The following is a 1,975-nucleotide window of genomic DNA, read 5'->3' on the forward strand; positions in this document are numbered from 1 at the left end:
TAGTATTAAAAAAGTGGGATATTTTGAGTTGAAAAGCCTCAAAATGTTAGTGTTTTAGACAAGAGTTGGACAGAGAAATTGAGGAACAATTCTTACTCCTACCTCCTCTAAATTCCTATTTCTACTGACTACTGACTACTACAAAGAGCAAAAATACTTTTTCAGCAAACCCTAACTATTGACTACTGACTATTAACTACTTGCACTTGATATTACATTTTGAAGTGCAGAATGTAAGTTTATGATCAAAACTATTTCTTTTATTTTCTATTTTCTGTTTCCCGAATTACTACTCGCTACTCCCTACTCCCTAGAAAAATTTCATTTATTAACTATAGCCTGAGTCGCAAAATTTTCATTCCTTGTAGGAGAAAGAACTCTCGCTTTTAAAATAGCAGCTCCTAAAAAAGCATAAGAAACTACTCCCACAAATGCCAAAAGAAATATATTCAAAACTCCAGAAGCATTCCATAAAGCATGAAGAATAGAGGCAGTAAAATAACCAACTCCTAAAATCAACCAACTATTACGACGTCTTAGAACACTTAATCCAATAAAATAACCAAAATAACCACTATAAGCCATGTGCCCGGCAACCGAACCTAAAATTCTTGGAATTAACAATTGTAATCCTACCAATTCACCCGCATCTACCCCCAATTGTAGACTAGCACTATCCACAATACTTGGAACATATTGCCCAAGAGTTTCTAATAAAGTAAATCCTACCGCTGAAGCTGTTCCTAATAAAATTCCATCTAAAGGTTCCCAAACACCTATTTTATTTCGCCAAGGAGAATGTAAATTACCACCTATTAATAATGCTAAAAATACAGGTAATGCTTTGAGCAATTCCTCCATTAATCCGGCTCCAAAAAACATCCTGATTAGGAAATCAAAAAATCCCACTTCTTGAGGATTTACTGATATATCCCCAGGAAGTATAATACGAAATACCCCAATAAAAACCGTGAGAATTGGACTCAATAAAATTAAAACAGTTGTTAAAGCTACTCCAAATAATACCCACCAAGGTTTTTGTTTGCCACAAAGTTGATAAACGAAGTAATAAGCTGCACTAGCAATATAAGTTGCCAGCAGTACATTAAAAGCTCCTGCATTACCCACTGTTAAAAACATTAAAACAACAAAAATTACAGTAATAATACCCGGATAAAGATAAGCTTTTTTAGCTAATTGTTTTCCTGTAGAGGCAATCGGAAATAACTGTGTTAAAGTTATCGAGTCAGTATCTTCAACTTCAACATCAGCAACAGAATTGACAGGAGGTGGATTAAGGTTTACTAGTGGTGGTGATACTGATGGGGTTGATTTTTGGTTGGATAGATTATCAAAGATAAATTCTGGCCCATTGTAGCCCAGACGAATACGATCGCCCACCTGTAAAATTTGACATTCTTGTAGTTTTTGTCCATTAATATAAGTACCATTGACACTATTTAAGTCACAAATCTCCCATCTTAAACTATTCGTCGTGGTCTGTTCAGCCTGAAGACGAATTAGTGCATGACGGCGAGAAACCATCCTATACATTTTTGTCTCTAGGACAATTTGACAGGTGGGATCGCGTCCTAGGGTTACCTCTTCTGTCTCAGACAGGTACTTCTTTATGAGTATTTTCTCACATAACCTTTTTGTAGACAGTTGTCGCAAAAATGCCATTTTTTCAGATACTTGGTAGTCAAAATAATTATTAATGAGCAATGAGCAATTATCAATGCAAAATTGTTAATTGTTAATTGTTCATTGTTCATTGTTGAATTTTTACTGATTTGCTTTAGCGTCTTGAATTGCTAAATAAAAAAGTAAGGCTGCTAGAGGTATACTCAAACTCAGAATTACCCCTGTTACTAAACTACCTAGTTCTGGTTCCCCAGAGGATAACTCAAAAACAGAGCCAACTGCTGCGATCGCTGCTATACAAGACCCACCCAAAAACAAACTTGATTTAGGA

General features: G+C 35.3%; 2 protein-coding genes. Both read right to left on the minus strand.

Going from position 1 to position 1,975, the window contains the following annotated elements; all coding sequences use genetic code 11:
• Positions 1-321: 321 nt before the first annotated feature.
• Complete coding sequence (locus F6K22_RS39635; RefSeq protein ID WP_293110526.1) at positions 322-1,683, minus strand: PrsW family glutamic-type intramembrane protease; 1,362 nt, start codon at positions 1,681-1,683, stop codon at positions 322-324.
• 102 nt (positions 1,684-1,785) lie between these two features.
• Positions 1,786-1,975 (minus strand): hypothetical protein (locus F6K22_RS39640; protein ID WP_293110527.1); only part of this gene is annotated, 190 nt, incomplete at its 5' end.

Origin of the sequence: Okeania sp. SIO2F4 (genome assembly GCF_010672385.1) — a bacterium.
GTDB lineage: Bacteria > Cyanobacteriota > Cyanobacteriia > Cyanobacteriales > Microcoleaceae > Trichodesmium.

Bases quoted from the DNA above. Each gene is read 5' to 3' on its own strand.
- F6K22_RS39635 (WP_293110526.1), bottom strand. From the start codon at position 1,683: ATGGCATTTTTGCGACAACTGTCTACAAAAAGGTTATGTGAGAAAATA.